The organism is Streptomyces sp. NBC_01471, from assembly GCF_041438865.1.
GTDB lineage: Bacteria > Actinomycetota > Actinomycetes > Streptomycetales > Streptomycetaceae > Streptomyces.
On sequence record NZ_CP109451.1, the window covers coordinates 1 to 15,507 of the forward strand.

Sequence of the window (15,507 nt, forward strand, 5' to 3'; positions counted from 1 at the left end):
GCCCGGAGACACGACGCGACGGCCCTACGGGCCGTCAAAGATGCCGGGCGCTCCGCGCCCTTGGCGCCTTCGGCGCTTGAAGCGTTGTCACCTTCGGTGACACCGGGCCTCCGGCCCGAAAGGTCCGGCCTCCGGCCGAACCTGGCTGGCTATGTGTGACGGTGGCTCAGGAGGTGTGTTTGTGCGGGGAGTTGGGGGTTTCAGTGACCTCGTCTCCATGGGTGCAGGTTGTCGGTGTTGGCCGGCGTCCACTCCGTGGCCGCTCTTCAACTACCCTACCGTCACATTATGCAGTCGATCTATACCCGAGACAAGACTCCCCTCGACCGGGCAGCGAAGCCGCGATGAGCACACTTGATACACCATCAAGTGGTCTAGTCCACTGACTATTCCCTACCGAAGCGGGACGACGTGACGACAGGCCAGGTCCGATCTGCACCACGCCGTCCAGGACAGACACACGGTGGAGTCACCAACAACGCATCATCTCGATGACATCACCAGCCAACCCCAGGCCAGACACCCACGGCTATCCGACAACACCTGCTACAACCCCAACGCCACCCATTACTCAGACCCGCAAGTGGGCGACCACACAGTCGAGCACAGCCACTGCTGATAGCTGACAGCCCCGAACCTGGGACCCAGGAAGCCGTCATACCACTGCACTTGGGACGTTACAGATAGTTTGCGTTAGGTATGCCGCTTCGGATCGGACCGGGCTGGCAGTGGCGGGCGTAAGCGCCAGTCTCCGGCGAAGTCAGTCAGGTACGGCACGGCGTGGCGGGCAGGTCTCGGTCCCAGGGGCCGGCCGTCGGCGTGGCAGCCGGGTGCCACTCACGGCGAAGGAGGCCGAAGACCCAGGAGTCGGAGACGTCGCCATTGACGACGCAGTCCTCGCGGAGGGTCCCTTCGCGGACGAAGCCGAGCTTCTCCAGGACCCGGGCGGACATCACCTTGCGGGTGTCGGTCTCGGCCTGGACGCGGTTCAGATCCAGAGAGTCGAACGCCCACCGCAGGACGGCACGCGCGACCTTTATGGCGTAGCCGTCGCCCCACGCGGCGGCATCGAAGACATAGCCCAACGACGCACTGCGGAAGTCCGGGTTCCAGCCGGTCAGCTCGATCTGACCCTCACGGCCCTCGGACAGCCACCGCCACACCGTCCGCTCCGACACTCCCGCGGCCTCGGCCGCGATCCGCGCATGGAGTGTCCTGAGCGATCCGCTCTCGTCGACCGCCAGCAGACGCCGCATGACCACACCACGTAGCAGTCCCGCATCCCCCGACCCCGTAAAAGGGGTAGCAGACGAACTCTCTACCGACCGTTCCCAAGCCATACCCCCAGCACAAACCCCACTCACCGGCCATCACACAGGAACAGCGGCCCCCATGACAGCCAGACTCCTTTGTACTAGCCAGAAAACAGCAGCGGCTTGGTCACCTCATGACAGCAGCAGAACCATGACAGAACCCCAAACCACTATGAATTCCTCACCTCGAAACTACTGACGCCCACCCACCGCCACCACACCCCACACTCACAGATTGGACGAAAGAATGAGCCGCTATTTGCCGAACCGTTCCCACTCCCGGCCTCGATGGCACCCTCCAGGGCCTGCGCCCGGTGGACGAAACGGCCCTACGCGGAGCCGCGCGCCTGCGGCAGGTGTTCCCCTGGACGGGGATGAGCGAGCTGGACTTCAGTCGCTGCAACGGCTCGCAGGACCAGCACTCCCTGGTCCGGCGTGCAAGCTCCGCTCGCCCGACGTCGGTCTCCCGTTGCCGACGCCTGGGTGGGGCCCAGACGCAAGCAGGTCAACTGCAGTAACGGGCACGGCCCACGGCCGCTGCGATCGTCAGCGGGATGATGAGGATCGCAGCGGTCAGGAACAGGCCCCCGTACGCATGGTGCTCGGCAGGCCCGGCGGCCAGGGCACTGGCCAGAGCGCTGCCAACGTAGAGGGCCAGGCCGAACATCGCGACGCCGGTGGCGCGGGCCGCCGGGGATAGGCCAGTGGCCCAGGACTGGATCGTGGAGTGCATGAACGACCAGCCGCCGCCGAGCAGCAGCGTGCACACCACCAGTGCGGGCACCGATCGGCTTGCTGCGGCTACCCCGAACGCCAGGGCCATCTGCACCCCGCCGACCACGATCAGCCGCACCGGTGTCCAGCGTCCGACCAGCCGCTTGACCGTCTGGGCCGCGGTCATGGAGCCCACGCCGTACAGGGCGGATACCGCACCGGCCAGGGTCGCCGAGACGCCCTTGGCCTCAAGGGCCGGCGCAATGTATGTCAAAAAGCCGAGAAGAACGGCGCCTTCGAGCATGGCGACGGCCATGACGTACCACTGCCAGCGGGACCGTAGGACGACCTTGAACGGGGCGAGCAGCGCGCCGGGCTCTGCGCGCGGCGGCTCCGGCAGACGGCGCAGGGCGATGGCCAGGTAGGTGGCGATCAGGCCGGGCAGGGCGAAGACCAGCCGCCAGCTGACGTAGTGCGCCAGTGCGCCGGCAACGACGGTGGCCACGGCGGTGCCCAGGGCGAACGCGGTCATCAGTTCGCTGAGCGGGCGTTGGCGGACTTCGGCGGGCACCGTGTCCCCGATGTACGTGATGGAAGCCGCGATGGATGCGGCGAAGAACGCCCCGGCTGCGGCACGCGCCACGATCAGCACCGTCGCGTCGGGTGCGGACACCGAGCAGAGTGCGGCGACGGCGGCGCCGGCCAGGGAGATCCGCATCACACGCACTCGGCCAAGTCGGTCACTCGCCAGGCCCCAGACCGGCTGCATCAGGCCGTAGGCGAGGAAGTAGCCGCTTGCCGCGAGCATCACCGTGGGCAGCGAGACGCCGAGCTGCGTGCCAATGAGCAGCAGCATGGGGGTGATGCAGAAGCGGTCGAAGTTGCTGACGAATCCGGCGACGCGCAGCAGATGCAGCGAGGCACCGGGAAGCGAAGGGCCAGATGAGGTCGCAGGGGGTGCGGGGGTGGTGCGGGCTGAGTCGGTGGTGTCCATGGGTCTCCTTGTGGCGTGCCTGCCGGTGCTTTCGGACCGGCAGTTCCAGCTCACCATCGCTCGCAATCAAGGTGGTACCCCAGCCGATTACCCTTGCTCACACCCTGAGGGAATGGGGAGGTCTGCAGGCCAAGGGGAGTAGGTATGACCGGCGGAGGAGTCAACGGCCCGGACCGCGAACTGGGCGCATTTCTGCGCTCTCGCCGTGAGCGGCTGGCGCCCGCCGATGTGGGGCTGCCCGGTTCACCACGGCGGCGCACACCGGGTCTGCGGCGCGGGGAGGTCGCGGTGCTGGCCGGGATCAGCAGTTCCTGGTACGCGTGGCTGGAGCAGGGGCGGGTGCGTACGTCGGAGCAGGTGCTGCGGTCGGTGGCACGGGCGCTGCAGCTCGACGTGGACGAGACCGCGCATGTGATGTCGTTCGTGGAGCACGCCGCGCCGGCAGAGCAGCCGCCGGGGTGGGTGTCGCGCAACCTGCTGTCCCTGGTGGAGTCGCTGGCGCCGAACCCGGCCGTGGTGCTCGACCCGCACTGGGACCTGCTGGCCTGGAATTCGGGGTACACGGCACTGCTCACTGATCTGGCGCGGCAGGCTCCCAAGCAGCGCAATCTGCTGTGGCTGGTATTCCGCTGGCCGCCCGCCCGTACGCTGCTGGCCAGTTGGGAGCCGGAGGCGCGGAGTCTGCTGGGCCAGTTCCGGGCGAAGGCGGCCCGGTATCCGGAGGTCGGCCGGTATGCCGAGATCACCGCGGAGTTGCTTGCCGACCCGGACGCGGCGCGCTGGTACGACTGGCGGGAGACCTCGGCGTTCCATCCCGCCGTACGTCACTTTCGTCATCCGGTGGCCGGTGATCTGCGTCTGCGGTACGTCAAGCTCGCCGCCGTCGACGAGCCGGGCCACCATCTGCTCGCCTATCTTCCCGACGACCGGGCGACGGAAGAGGCGCTGGGAGTGCTGGTCGGATGAGTTGGTCCCCTGCGTGAGGACGGCCCGCGGGCAACGGTGACGGCCCGATCGCGCCGGTGGGCTGCTGTCGGGCCGTCACCTACACCGTCACCGGCGCATCGCGGGGTCGGTGGGTCAGGAAGTGAGTACTGTGGCGTGGGGTGTCAGGAGGTGAGCACCGCCTTCATCACCGACCCGCCGGCGACCGCGGCCTCCCGCCGCCGTGCACCGTCACGTCCCGTGTGCCGTGCGCCCGCCGCGCTCGCCGGGTCCCGGGTTCAGGACCCGTGCTTCGGAGCCCTCCGCCCGGGAGTCGTCGACGATCCGCTGCAACGCCGTGACCTGGCGCTCCAGGGCTTCGCGGCCCACGGTGGTGAGATTCAGCCATGTACGGGGTCGCTTGCCCACGTAGCCCTTCTCCACCTCGACGTATCCGTGCGAGCCCAGCGTGCCCACTTGCTTGGACAGGGCGGAGGCCGACAGTCCCGCCGCCTCGCGCACCCAGCCGAACTCCGCCCACTCGGTGCCGACGAGCAACGAGACGATCGACAGGCGGGTCGGGTCCAGCAGTACCGGGTCGAAGTCAGGACGATCCATCAAGCGCCCCGGATCGTCCGCGCTCCGCGCCCGCGGCCAGAGAGGCGAGAGCGCTCTGGAGGCGGCTCCCGAAGTGGATCAGGACCCCGCCCAGCACCGCGCCGGCAATCGTCCGCGCGTACGGGACGGACATGCCCGGGTGCGGCACGAAGGCGGCGACGATACCGAGGGCCAGCACCGCCAGGATGATCACCCTGCTCCACAGTGCGAACCGGGGCGAGACCGCGTCCTGCCGCACCCTGGTCCGCCGCCCCAGCAGCGCTGAACCGCGCCTGCTGCGCAGCAGCACCGCGTAGCCGACGGCCACGGCCGCGAAGGCGACGTTCACCGCGGACTCGACGCCCTGCCCGAAGAAGTCGGGCGCGGCGAGCAGGGCGAAAGCGGCAATGCCGAAGAGGACGGCGACCCAGCGCGAGTCCCGCGCCGAGCCGAGCGCCTCCCCCCGCCGCCGCTGGACGTCCTGGAGAGCCCGAGTTGCCTCGGCGGGTGTGGGGTTTCGGGTCATGACGGTCTCCCGTTTCTCGATCAGAACCTGTTTCCTGATAGGAAACTAGTTGCCTGGAAGGGGAGTGTCAAACGCCGGACGATGGCCGCAGAACAGTGGGCGTGCTGTCGAACGGTGGACAGGCCCGGGCCGCATCGCGTGCGACCCGGGCGAGCGAGGAGGGTTCCGTACCGATTCGTTCAGTCGAAGGGCGGGGGGCGCTCCCCCGACCAGGGAGCGGCCTGTTCGAGTTGTGAGGCCAGCTGGATCAGCACGTCCTCCCGTCCGTAGGCGGCGACGAGTTGCACACCGATCGGCAGCCCGTCGTCGCTGCGGTACAGCGGGAGGGAGATGGCGGGCTGGCCGGTGACATTGAACGGCACCGTGAAGGCGATGCCACCGCTCACGGCGGCCACCAGTTCCTCGGGGCTCTGCGCCGTGGGCGCGAGTTCGCCCAGCAGCGCGGGCGGCGCGGGCAGCGTCGGCGTGAGCAGCACATCGACCTCCTCGTCCCAGAGCCCTGCCACGCCACGCGCCCACCGCTGCCACGCCTGGGTGCCGGAGAGCCACTGCGCGGCCGTGACCGAGCGGCCCACCTCGGCCAGCAGCCCGTTCATCGGTTCGAGGTCCGCCGGTTCGAGGCGCTCACCGACACGCTCCGACCACTGGTCGAGTTCCCAGGCCAGAACCGCCGCGAACATCGGCACCAGTGCCTCGAAGAGGGCCGGATCGTCCAGGCAGGCGGCGCTCGTCGGCTCAACGCGGTGGCCGAGCGAGTCGAGCAGGCGGGCTGCGTGCTCGACCGCCGCCACGCAGTCCTTGTGGGCCGGGACCGTCGCGCCCGGCGGAGTCGTACGGAACCCGATCCGCAGGACGCCGGGATCGGCGCCGACCTCCTCGCGGTAGGGCCGCAAGGCGGGAGGGGCGGTGTACGGGTCGCCGGACGAGGGCCCCGCCGTCGCGTCCAGCACGGCCGCGGTGTCGCGGACCGACCTGGTCAGCACGTGTTCGTGCGTCACCGGCCCCCAGTATTCGCCGTATGCGGGGCCCAGCGTGGTACGCGCCCGCGAGGGCTTGAGGCCGACGACTCCGCAGGCGCTGGCCGGCATTCGGATCGAGCCCGCCATGTCGTTGCCATGTGCCACCGGGACCATGCCCGCGGCCACCGCGGCCGCGGATCCGCCGCTCGATCCCCCGGGGGAGCGGGTGAGGTCCCAGGGGTTCCTGGTCGCCCCGTGCGCGAGCGGTTCCGTGGTGGTGCTGGTGGCCAGTTCGGGAAGGTTCGTCTTCCCGCAGAACACGAATCCGGCCGCGCGGAAACGGGCCGCGAGGGCGGAGTCCTCAGGAGCGCGCCAGTCCCGGTCCCGCAGCGCGCGCATCCCACCGTAGGCGGGATCGCCCTCGGTGAGACAGAGGAAATCCTTGAGCAGCATGGGCACTCCGCGGAAAGGGCCGTCCGGCAGCCCGGGCGCACCCGCCGCGGCGAGAGCCTTCTCGAACAGCGGCGTGACCACGGCGTTGAGCCTGCGGTCGAGCCGCTCGATCCGCCCGATCGCCGCCTCCACGAGCTCCGTCGGCGACACCACCTTGCGGCGGACCAGGTCGGCTTGAGCCGTCGCGTCCAGCCATGCGAGTTCTTCCTCGGGTATCGAACTTCCCGTCATTTCCTACCCCTTCAGGCTGTGGTTGCTGTGTGTACCAGCGATGGTGCTACACACGTCAGGGACACCATCAACTGCCGGCCGCGACCGGTACGCGTCCCGCGTTCGAGGGCCCGCTCGACCTCACGCGGCCGCCGCCCTGTGCGGCCCGCTGCAGATGCCGTACCGCGGTCGCGGCCTCGGGCACGCCACGCAGTGCGCCGACGCCGGACCCCAGCCCCGGGGCGACGGCATTGGCACGGGTGCCGCGCTCGCGGTCGATGTCCAGCATCGCCGCGCCCAGCGCACCCAGGGCACCGCCGGTGGCGATGCCCTGCAGCACCCGCCCGGTGACCAGGGCGCCGACGCCGCCGGCCGTGCTGAACACCACCATGGCGATGACCTGCAGGGCCAGCGCGGCCAGCAGCACCGGCCTGCGACCGAGATGGCCGGACACCCTGCCCAGCACGAGCAGGGCGGTCAGGACGACGACGGCGTACACGCCGAGGACAACCGTGGTGGTGATCGGGGAGAAGTGCCACCGGGCCGCGTAGAGGGCGTAGACCGGCGTCGGGGCGCTCGACGCGGCGAGGAAGGAGACGGTGATCGACGCCAGCAGCACCGGGCCGGCGGGGCCGCCCGGACGTCGGACGGTCAAAGGGACGTCACTCGGTGGCGTCGTAGTCTTCATGACACACCTCACGGCACTGCTCCGGGGCCCCGGGGTCGAGCTCCCGGGGCCCCGGAGCGGTGCTCTATCGGGCCGCGTCGTCGGGGTAGGCGGCGGTCGCCTGGATCTCGACGAGGAGTTCCGGGCTGGCGAGGCCGCTGACGCCGATGATCGTCCAGGCGGGGTAGGGAGCCTTGACGAGGCGCTGCTTGGCGGCGAGGAAGCCGGGCATGTTCTGGCGGATGTCGACGTGGTAACTGGTCACGTCCACCAGGTCGCTGAGGCCGAGGTTCTCCAGCCGGAGGATCTCCTGGAGGCGCCGGATGGCGAGCTCGGTCTGCTCCTCGGCGGTCTCCCCGGGGACGCCGTCGGGGCGGCGGCCGATCTGGCCGGAGATGAACAGGTGCCCGTGCGAACGGATCGCGGGGGCGTGGCCGAAACGCGCGAAGGCGCTGGTGGTCCCTCCGAAGACCGGCGAGTTGTCGGGGACCTCTACAGGGTGGATGGCCATTGCGGTGTGTCCTTTTCTCTGGTGTCTGTGTCGTCTTCGCCGACCGTGTGGCGGGCAGGGCAGGGCCGGTCAGTTGCCCCATCGGGAGGAGCCGCAGGCGTGCTCCATCCGGGTCCGGCCGAAGGTCTCGCGTTCGCGCAGGAATTCACCTGGTATCGCGTAACGCGGGCCGTTCTTGGGGTTCTTGGCGGCTTGCGCGACGATCGCGTCGGTGAGTGAGCGGATCATCTCCAGCCGCGGGTAGGCGGCGTGGACGACGTCGGCCTGCTCGTCGCTGAGGGCGTCGGCGTAGGTGTTGCCCATCGGGCCGCCGAAGTCGAGCGCGACGCCTTCGCGGACGAGCACGCACAGCGTGCCGCGGCGCTCCGCGATGCCCGAGGAGGTGTGCAGGGCGATGGCCTGCCAGACCTCGTCGGCGTCCGCTTCGGACCGTCCGTGTTCGACGAGGAACGCGGCGGCCCGGTCGGCGCCCTCGACCTCGAACCGCTGGGTGTGCGGGCCGTCCGACGCCACGCCGAGGTCGTGCATCGTGCACGCCGCGAACAGCAGGTCGTCGTCGTAGTCCTGGCCGGCGGTCAGTTCGAGGCGCGCGGCCACGAGCCGGGCGAACAGGTAGGTGCGAATGCTGTGGTTGAACACCGAGGGCGATTCCACCGGCTTGATCAGCTGCACGACAGCACCGGTGAGCGGTGTGTCGGGCAGCGCGATCAGGCCGGTGGCCGCCTCGGGGGCCACCTGGTTGCGGGTCTTGCGGGTCGATCCGGTCATGTCCACCAGGCTGGCACGCACGCCCCTGACCAGGTGAGTGGCAACATTGACTGTTATCGATAGAATATTGCCATGACGACCCACCGAATCGCGATCCTGGCGTTGGACGGCGTCACTCCGCTCGACCTGGCCATCCCGGCGCAGATCTTCAACACCCGCCCGGAGACGCCCTACGAGACGACCGTGTGCGGGCTCGGCTCCAAGGTGACGACCACCGCCGGTTTCTCCCTCGTGACCGAGGGGGGCCTGGACCAAGTACGCGCCGCCGACACCGTGATCGTGCCGGGATACGAGCCGGGGAACGAGCCGATGGTAAGGCCGTCGGAGGAGGTCCTCGACACGCTGGCCCAGACGCGCGACCGGGGCCGCAGGGTGGTGTCGATCTGCACGGGCGCCTTCGCGCTGGCCGCGGCGGGCATTCTGGATGGACTGCACGCCACGACCCACTGGCTGCACATCGACGAGCTCGAACAGGACTTCCCGGCCGTCACAGTCGACCGCGACGTGCTCTACGTCGACGAGGGGGACGTCCTCACGTCGGCCGGAGTGTGCTGCGGCATCGATCTGTGCCTGCACATCGTGCGGCGCGATCTGGGGGCGATCGTGGCCAACCGGATCGCCCGCGGCCTGGTGGCCGCACCGCACCGCGACGGCGGGCAGGCCCAGTACATCCCGGCTCCGGTCACCGTGGCCGGGGAGACGTCCCTCTCCGAGACCCGGGGCTGGGCGCTGCGCCACCTCGACCAGCCGCTCACGCTCCGCGAGCTCGCCCGGCACGGGGGCGTCTCACCACGCACTTTCATGCGCCGGTTCGCCACGGAGACGGGCACCACACCCCTCCAGTGGCTGCTGGGCGCCCGCCTCGGCAAGGCACGCGAACTACTGGAGACAACGACCCACTCGGTGGACCAGGTGGCCCGGGACTGCGGCCTCGGCACAGCGGCCAACCTGCGTCTGCACTTCCGACGCACCCTCAACACCACCCCCACCGCCTACCGACGCACTTTCACGCACTGACACCGTTCGCGCGCCGACCACCCACCTCGGTCCGGCTCGCGGCGACCACCGCCGGTGAGCCTGTCCACGGTCCGGGTCACCGTGGCGGAAAACTGCGGCATCCGTCGCACCTTGTCCTGCGCATCGCTCAACCGCCAAACCCAGCGCCGAGGCGGTCGGCGCGGGCACCCGCTCGCAGTCGTCCATGACGGGCGAACGGGAAGTGACGGGCCTCGTCGGCCGGCGTCCGGCTCAGGGTCGACAGCACGGTCAGGTCGCCGTCCCGGTCACCGCCAGCGTCTGCGTCTGCGTCTGGCCGATGCCTCTCAGGCTCTCGACCACCGCCCTGATGTCGTTGTCTCTTCCCGCCAAAGCGTGCCGGTGTTGTGACAACCGAACGCTCCTTGTGATCGATGTTGTGGAGAGCGTGACACTCTTGCGGGCAGTAGCCCGGTTGTGAGGTGTCTACGGCCCGTCAGGCGGACGAATTCGCGCGCAGGGCGTGCGCGGCGAGGATGCCTGCGCCGAGCGCCGTCACGATGCCGCAGCCCAGATGAGTGCCGGTGTGTGAACCGCCGAAGGACGCCGCGACGTTGATGGCGGTGCTGACGCCTACGATGGCCCACAGAACGGACCGGAAGACGGTCCGACGGCGCGGCTGCGGGGGCGGGGAGACGAAGTTCGTCATGGGGGAAGTCCTCTGCGAATCTGGTGGTCGAAGGCACGCTTGACGCTATCGGCCGGTCTCCGCTCCGGACGATCCCGCAGACTGCTCGACCGCGGGTACGGCTGGCTGTTCGACCGGTGGTACAGCAGGCTGTAACTCTTCGCGGGTGATCTCGCCCGGCCGCCGGAACCCTTTTGGCACAGGAAAGCGGAAGCAATCGAGGAGGGAAGGATGACGGGGACGTTGCGGCGGACACCACGCCTACGCGGAGCGGAGCAAACCACCACCGCGGTGCTCAGAGCCGCCGGGGCCGCGATCGGTGAGCTGGCGGGCGGCTTCGGCACCGCGCTTTCCGCGCTCGCGCTCCTGATTCTGCTGCTGCTCACGGCTGCTCTGTCGCTCACCGGCATAGGTCTGCTGCTGGTGGGCCCCGCGTTGGGTGCGCTGCACGCCCTGGCCCGGCACGAACGCCAACGGCTCGCCCGCCGGGGCCACGAAATCATCGCTCCTGACCCGCCACCCACGCGCCCACGCGCAGGACTCGTCCATCCCACCACCCGGCGCGAGGTGCGCTGGCTGCTCCAGCACACCTCGGCCGGACTGCTGTTGGCACTGACGGGCATCGTCCTCCCCGTACTCGCGGTGCGTGACACGGCCTTCCCGCTGTACTGGCGGTTCGCCCCGAAGGACACCACCGCCGCTTCCATCGGCATCGGCACCGCGCACACATGGCTGGACGCGATCGCGGTCTCCCTGCTCGGGGTGGGTTGGATCGCTCTCATCCTGGGACTCGCTCCCTCGCTGGCCCGGCTCCAGGCGAAGCCCGCCCAGCGCTTCCTCGCCGCCGACTCCGACACCGACCTCTCCGCCAGAGTCCTTGAGCTGACCGCGAGCCGGGCCGCGGCCCTGGACGCGCACGCCGCCGAGCTGCGCCGTATCGAACGCGCCCTCCACGACGGCAGCCAGAACCGGCTGATCTCCGTCACCGTGCTACTCGGCGCGGCCCGCCGCCGGCTGGCCCGCGAGCCGGACCACACGCACGAGGTCATCGACATCCTGGAGCGTGCGCACTCCGCCGCCGAACAGGCCCTGGCCGATCTGCGCGGTGTCTCCCGCAGCATTCTCCCCCCGGTGCTGGAGGCCCAGGGCCTTGCCGGGGCCCTGACAGGACTCGCCGCCGACTGCGCGGTGCCCTGCCGTACAGACGTCGATGTCCCCACACGGTGCGCCGTCTCCGCCGAAGCGACTGCCTACTTCGTGGTAGCCGAGGCCCTGACGAACATCGCGAAGCACAGCGGTGCACAACAGGCCGCCGTGAGCGTGCGGGCCGACGGCGCGAACCTCCGCCTCACCATCACCGACGACGGCCGGGGCGGCGCCGACGAGGGCGGCGGCTCCGGTCTCACCGGCATCCGCCGCCGGGTCGAGGCACACGACGGAACACTCGGCCTGGCCAGCCCCGCCGGTGGCCCGACAACCCTTGAGGTGGTACTCCCCTGTGGACAGTGACCCGCGGATCGTGATCGCTGAGGACGACCCGCTGCTGCGCGAGGGCCTGGCCCTCCTCCTGCGTGCCGAATCGATCGAGGTGGTGGCAACGGCCGGCACCCCCGAGGCGGCACTCGCCGCCATCGACGAACACAAGCCCAATGTCGCCATCTTCGACGTGCGAATGCCGCCCACCCACACCGACGAGGGCATCCGCGCGGCCGTTGAGGCCAGGCGCCGTCAACCCGGCCTGGCGATCTTGGTGCTGTCCGCCTACGTGGAGCAGAGTTTCGCCACCGAGCTGCTCAGCGACGGCGTGGGCCGGGTGGGCTATCTGCTCAAGGAACGGGTGGGCCGGGTCGAGGAGTTCCTCGACGCACTGCACCGGGTGGCCGCCGGTGGCACCGCGATCGACACCGAGATAGTCGCCCAGCTCTTCACCCGGTCCCACCGGGACGCCCGTCTGGAACGGCTGACCCCTCGCGAGCGGCACGTACTCGCCCTCATGGCCGAAGGGCTGGGAAACAGCGCGATCGCGAAACAACTCGTCGTCACGGAGGGCGCGGTCCACAAGCACATCCGCAGCATCTTCGCCAAGCTGGACCTGTCGCCCACCGACCACGTGGACCGGAGGGTGACCGCCGTACTCAGGTATCTGGAGGGCGCCACGGCGAGGGCGAGGTAGAGCCTGCTGTACCCCGTTTCGAGGCGCACACGGGAATGATCCGACGGCGCGGCGATGGTGTGCTGAACACATCAACCGGCCCGCCCGAAGGAACAATCCAGTGCGCCAACACGAAACCCACACCTCCACCGGCAGCCGAGCAGGCGTCCCAGCAGTCCGGACTTCCCAGTCGGCCGGAACCCTCCATGCCGACCAGGATCAGCAGCCCAGCCACATTTCTGCTGACCGGATCCACACCGGCCTGCCTGACCGCCACCGCCCCAGGCCAGCGCCCAACGGTTCCGGACTGCGCGACAGCCTCCGACGCCGTCCGCTGCTCTGGTTCTTCCTGCTTGCCTTCTCGCTGAGCTGGGCGGCCTGGACCCCGTACGTGCTGTCCGAGAACGGCCTCGGCGTATGGCACTTCACGTTTCCAGGAGGCAGCAGCGGAAGCCAGCTGACCGGCGTGCTGCCCGGCGCCTATCTCGGACCCATCGCCTCCGCGCTCCTGCTGACCGGGCTCACGGAGGGGCGCCGGGGTCTACGGACCTGGGGCAGGCGCATGACCAGGTTCCGGCTCAGCTGGCGCTGGTACGTCGCCGTGCTGCTCGCCGTGCCCTCGGCACTCACCATCGCCGCGACCGCCCTGGGTGACCGCGGCCCCACCACCCCGACCGCCGCCGTGCTGGCGGCGTACCTGCCGGGCCTGGTCCTGCAGTTGATCACCACCGGGCTCGCCGAGGAACCCGGCTGGCGGGAGTTCGCCATGCCGCGCGCCCAGGAACGGTTCGGCCCGCTGCCCGCCACCCTCCTGGTCGGCGTTCTGTGGGGCGCCTGGCACCTGCCGCTGTTCCTCACCGAATGGGGCGGCGGCCCGCACGTACCTCTCGCCAAGGTGGGGGCGTTCCTCACCACGACGCTCTGTTTCAGCTTCGCAATGACCTGGGTGTTCAACCGATCCGGCGAGAGCATGCCGCTCGTGATGCTCATGCACACGAGTGTGAACAACTTCTTCTCCGTCGCCTGGACGGCCATGTTTCCCCGGCTCCCCGACGGCGACACCACCTACGCCTTCCTCCTGGTATCGGTGGCCGCGGCCCTCCTCGTCCTCCTTCTGACCCGGGGTCGGCTCGGCTACCGTCCGGCCACCGCCTTCGAGCCGGTCTCCGCTTCCCCGAGCGGCAGGTGACACGGCCGCCCGTCGGTGGATCGAGGCAGTGACCGACTTCCTCGTCGCGCTCGACCCCCCGCCTGACAGGCATAGGCCGAGCCCGCGCTCGGCGCACCACGCCTGTGGGCGGCCTCCTTCGGAGCCGGCGTCCGCACGACCTCGTGACCGCCTTCGCCGCCCTCCTCAGCCCGGGTGAGCCAGGCCGCCGCAGATGCTCTGGGTGGCACCGACCAGGACGTGATCACGTTCCTGCGCTCCGGCTGGGACACGGCGGTGCAGGACGAGACCCGTGGCGCGGTCTCGGAACTGAGCACCACCAGTCCGTACGAGAGCGTGCGCACGGCCGCGGCCAAGGCGCTGGAAGGGGATGCCAAGGCGGTCACCGACTTCTACACGACCGGCCAGTACACATCCGGCGCCACCGACATGGAGGTGGCTGTCTCCAAGGTCGTCAACGATGGCGGCATCAGCGTGCAGGAGGACGGTGAGGCCGCGGTCGCCGACGGCAGCGGCAAGGCCCTGGCTGCCTTCCTTGCGCACGGTCAGTACGTCGCCCGCAGCACCGACGAAGAGGCCCAGGCATCCAGTCTGGTCAGCGACGGTGGACCCGAGGTGAAGGACGCGGCGAAGATCGCGCTGGCCGGGCCGGTCAACAAACTGCACGACTTCATCGCGGTCGGGCAGTACATGGCCGACCGCAAGGACCAGCTGGCCGCCACCCACGTCGCCCAGGTCACCGGCCTGGTCGCCCAGGCCGACAGCATGGCCGCCAAGTCCGCGGCCACCGCCCGCAACGTGGCCGACGCCGCCGACCGCGACGCCGCAGCCGCCACCGGATCTGCCGCACAGGCCGCATGGTCCGCCAACTACGCGCAAAAGTCCGCCACCCAGGCAAACGAAAACGCAGCCCAGGCCAAGCAGGACGCCCTGGACGCCGGCAAGTCCGCTGACCAGGCCGGCGCCGATGCCAAAGCCGCATGGAAGCGCACCTACGACCTGCGCAAGCAGGAAGAGGAGGCAGCTCGCAAGGCCGCCGACGAAGTCCGCAAGAAGCAGGCCGCAGCCGACAAGAAGCCACACTGCGTCCCCAACAACAATGTCGCCGGCATCGACTGGAACCTGATCCGCTGCGTCAACAAGGGCGGCACCATCGAGGCCCCGAGTACGACCCCCGCCTCGTTGCCATCGCCTGGGCCGTCACCGGCACCGACCTCGCCGGGAAAACCGAGGAACAGGAGCCATCCGTCCCGCTGGCCCCGGAGAAAGCCCTGTGATCTTGAGGTATGCCCTCCCAGGCTGTGGGGGGACATCTGCACACAGCCACTGCGCACACGCCCCGCGTCCTCGGCCTGATGTCTTGGCCTCAACTCCGCAGCCTGGACTGTCTGGACTGCGGCGCTACGGCTCTAGGTTCGACAGGATCGGTACGTGACGCCAGGGGATCGGCCGGATCCTCCTTCGTGGATGGAGCAGCATGTTGGAACCGTCGGCGCCTCCCTTTGATCCTCAGCGGCGGGGCAGCATGATCGACCTCTTCTGGGGCGAAGCGCAGGATGTGTATCTGGGCATGCCCCCCGTGGCTCCAGCCCCCGGTGTTCTCCTCTCACCGGCAGGTCTACGTGTGGTCGGGCCCGATCCGCAGTTCTGGGAGTGGCCGGCTGTGACGGATCTTCGGGAGAGCGAGGTACCCGTCCGCTCGACTGTCACGCGGTGGGCTACACGTGCCGTGACAATGGCCGTGGCCGCCTTGGACGCGTGGGTGCCGGGCAGTCCTACGGAGATGACCGTGTCGGTCACCACTACGCACCAGGCCGAGTTCCAGACGCCGGTCCTCTCTGGCGCCGAGACTGCGTACACGCAGCGAGAAGCCAATCTCTCACACGGG

The 15,507-nt window shown here is 69.6% G+C and carries 14 protein-coding genes and 1 pseudogene; 6 read left to right on the forward strand and 9 right to left on the reverse strand.

What is annotated here, in order from left to right; all coding sequences use genetic code 11:
- Positions 1-764: 764 nt before the first annotated feature.
- Positions 765-1,256: a GNAT family protein gene (locus tag OG285_RS35685; RefSeq protein ID WP_331759983.1), complete on the reverse strand. Its 492-nt coding sequence runs from the start codon at positions 1,254-1,256 to the stop codon at positions 765-767.
- A 562-nt stretch (positions 1,257-1,818) separates the two neighbouring features.
- The gene (locus tag OG285_RS35690; RefSeq protein ID WP_331759984.1) at positions 1,819-3,021 is read right to left on the reverse strand and encodes an MFS transporter; all 1,203 of its coding nucleotides are present in this window, start codon (positions 3,019-3,021) and stop codon (positions 1,819-1,821) included.
- Positions 3,022-3,165: 144 nt separating this feature from the next.
- Here OG285_RS35690 and OG285_RS35695 point away from each other — a divergent pair, with 144 nt between their 5' ends.
- Positions 3,166-3,987 carry a helix-turn-helix transcriptional regulator gene (locus OG285_RS35695; protein ID WP_331759985.1) on the forward strand — a complete coding sequence of 274 codons (822 nt, stop codon included), beginning with the start codon at positions 3,166-3,168 and terminating at the stop codon, positions 3,985-3,987.
- A gap of 210 nt (positions 3,988-4,197) precedes the next feature.
- Here OG285_RS35695 and OG285_RS35700 read toward each other — a convergent pair whose 3' ends face one another.
- The 6 genes and pseudogenes from OG285_RS35700 to OG285_RS35725 form a co-directional block, all read right to left on the reverse strand.
- Complete coding sequence (locus tag OG285_RS35700) at positions 4,198-4,563, reverse strand: transcriptional regulator (protein WP_331759986.1); 366 nt, start codon at positions 4,561-4,563, stop codon at positions 4,198-4,200.
- The gene (locus OG285_RS35705; RefSeq protein ID WP_331759987.1) at positions 4,550-5,068 is read right to left on the reverse strand and encodes a hypothetical protein; all 519 of its coding nucleotides are present in this window, start codon (positions 5,066-5,068) and stop codon (positions 4,550-4,552) included. The genes OG285_RS35700 and OG285_RS35705 overlap by 14 nt, the downstream gene beginning before the upstream one ends.
- Before the next feature lie 179 nt (positions 5,069-5,247).
- Entirely contained in the window at positions 5,248-6,711 is a 1,464-nt protein-coding gene (locus OG285_RS35710; RefSeq protein WP_331759988.1) for an amidase, read from the reverse strand.
- Between the two features lie 190 nt (positions 6,712-6,901).
- Positions 6,902-7,378 (reverse strand): annotated as a pseudogene (locus OG285_RS35715) (MFS transporter); the annotation flags it as partial.
- Positions 7,379-7,442: 64 nt separating this feature from the next.
- Positions 7,443-7,868: a RidA family protein gene (locus OG285_RS35720; protein WP_331759989.1), complete on the reverse strand. Its 426-nt coding sequence runs from the start codon at positions 7,866-7,868 to the stop codon at positions 7,443-7,445.
- Between the two features lie 69 nt (positions 7,869-7,937).
- Positions 7,938-8,636, reverse strand: a complete 699-nt coding sequence (locus OG285_RS35725; RefSeq protein WP_331760526.1) for an HD domain-containing protein — start codon at positions 8,634-8,636, stop codon at positions 7,938-7,940.
- Positions 8,637-8,708: 72 nt separating this feature from the next.
- On the opposite strand from OG285_RS35725, the gene OG285_RS35730 reads away from it, so the two are divergent.
- On the forward strand, positions 8,709-9,653 hold the full coding sequence (locus OG285_RS35730; protein WP_331759990.1) for a DJ-1/PfpI family protein: 945 nt from the start codon (positions 8,709-8,711) through the stop codon (positions 9,651-9,653).
- 454 nt (positions 9,654-10,107) lie between these two features.
- Here the strand turns inward: OG285_RS35730 and OG285_RS35735 are convergent, their stop codons facing one another.
- Positions 10,108-10,320: a hypothetical protein gene (locus OG285_RS35735; RefSeq protein ID WP_266862434.1), complete on the reverse strand. Its 213-nt coding sequence runs from the start codon at positions 10,318-10,320 to the stop codon at positions 10,108-10,110.
- A 210-nt stretch (positions 10,321-10,530) separates the two neighbouring features.
- Between OG285_RS35735 and OG285_RS35740 the strand changes: the two genes are divergently transcribed.
- The 4 genes from OG285_RS35740 (at position 10,531) to OG285_RS35755 (ending at position 14,975) form a co-directional block, all read left to right on the forward strand.
- The gene (locus OG285_RS35740; protein ID WP_331759991.1) at positions 10,531-11,808 is read left to right on the forward strand and encodes a sensor domain-containing protein; all 1,278 of its coding nucleotides are present in this window, start codon (positions 10,531-10,533) and stop codon (positions 11,806-11,808) included.
- Positions 11,798-12,472 (forward strand): response regulator transcription factor, encoded by a 675-nt coding sequence (locus tag OG285_RS35745; protein WP_331759992.1) that lies wholly within the window; start codon positions 11,798-11,800, stop codon positions 12,470-12,472. Before OG285_RS35740 ends, OG285_RS35745 begins: the two co-directional genes overlap by 11 nt.
- Before the next feature lie 100 nt (positions 12,473-12,572).
- A complete protein-coding gene (locus tag OG285_RS35750) occupies positions 12,573-13,640 on the forward strand; it encodes a CPBP family intramembrane glutamic endopeptidase (RefSeq protein ID WP_371793694.1) in 1,068 nt (355 codons plus the stop codon).
- 174 nt (positions 13,641-13,814) lie between these two features.
- Positions 13,815-14,975, forward strand: coding sequence for a hypothetical protein (locus OG285_RS35755; protein WP_331759993.1), 1,161 nt, complete (start codon positions 13,815-13,817; stop codon positions 14,973-14,975).
- Positions 14,976-15,507 lie beyond the last annotated feature (532 nt).

Coding starts and splice junctions, on each gene's coding strand:
- OG285_RS35730 (WP_331759990.1), top strand. CDS start 8,709: ATGACGACCCACCGAATCGCGATCCTGGCGTTGGACGGCGTCACTCCG.
- OG285_RS35725 (WP_331760526.1), bottom strand. CDS start 8,636: ATGACCGGATCGACCCGCAAGACCCGCAACCAGGTGGCCCCCGAGGCG.
- OG285_RS35685 (WP_331759983.1), bottom strand. CDS start 1,256: ATGCGGCGTCTGCTGGCGGTCGACGAGAGCGGATCGCTCAGGACACTC.
- OG285_RS35740 (WP_331759991.1), top strand. CDS start 10,531: ATGACGGGGACGTTGCGGCGGACACCACGCCTACGCGGAGCGGAGCAA.
- OG285_RS35690 (WP_331759984.1), bottom strand. CDS start 3,021: ATGGACACCACCGACTCAGCCCGCACCACCCCCGCACCCCCTGCGACC.
- OG285_RS35735 (WP_266862434.1), bottom strand. CDS start 10,320: ATGACGAACTTCGTCTCCCCGCCCCCGCAGCCGCGCCGTCGGACCGTC.
- OG285_RS35700 (WP_331759986.1), bottom strand. CDS start 4,563: ATGGATCGTCCTGACTTCGACCCGGTACTGCTGGACCCGACCCGCCTG.
- OG285_RS35710 (WP_331759988.1), bottom strand. CDS start 6,711: ATGACGGGAAGTTCGATACCCGAGGAAGAACTCGCATGGCTGGACGCG.
- OG285_RS35695 (WP_331759985.1), top strand. CDS start 3,166: ATGACCGGCGGAGGAGTCAACGGCCCGGACCGCGAACTGGGCGCATTT.
- OG285_RS35720 (WP_331759989.1), bottom strand. CDS start 7,868: ATGGCCATCCACCCTGTAGAGGTCCCCGACAACTCGCCGGTCTTCGGA.
- OG285_RS35705 (WP_331759987.1), bottom strand. CDS start 5,068: ATGACCCGAAACCCCACACCCGCCGAGGCAACTCGGGCTCTCCAGGAC.